Annotated in this window: 1 protein-coding gene; it reads left to right on the top strand. The window is 52.7% G+C overall.

Annotated elements, in window-relative coordinates:
- Nucleotides 1-92: 92 nt before the first annotated feature.
- Nucleotides 93-514 (top strand): aldehyde ferredoxin oxidoreductase C-terminal domain-containing protein (locus tag EZM41_RS08680; protein WP_232619236.1); only part of this gene is annotated, 422 nt, incomplete at its 3' end.

Here is a 514-nt window from a genome sequence, read left to right as displayed (position 1 = left end):
GGGCGAATGGGGCGGGCAAAACGACCCTCCTAAAGGCCATATCTCGTATTTTGCCCTTGACAGGCGGCATCATTAAGTTCAAAGGCGAAGACATGAGGAAATACCCTCCGTTTCGACTTCCATCCTTGGGATTGGACACGATCTCTACGGCTGGCGTGATAGGATGGGCCATGGACTGTTACGAAAATGGGCTCATTACCAAAGAAGATACCGGTGGGATGGAGATCCGCTGGGGTGACGGCGAGGTTATTCATAAGCTTATCGAAATAACGCTCCGCTATCGCCTTGGTTATCGTAACCTCATCCAGTCTCATCTTTCATCGCTCCCTCTATATTTGATACGCACCGCGAACCATCTTCACGGCGCACAGCTTGCCGCATCAGCCTCCGAATATGGGAAGCTCCCGTCCCACAGATCTACTATCCTTTCGAGCTCACGTTCGGCCGAGCCCTTCCTTTCCTCGATCGACTGCAGCGATCTGGCTAGCGTCTCTTTATCTTTCTCGGCGGCTTC

The organism is Acetomicrobium sp. S15 = DSM 107314, from assembly GCF_016125955.1.
Lineage (GTDB): Bacteria > Synergistota > Synergistia > Synergistales > Thermosynergistaceae > Thermosynergistes > Thermosynergistes pyruvativorans.
This window is presented reverse-complemented; position numbering and strand designations above follow the sequence as displayed.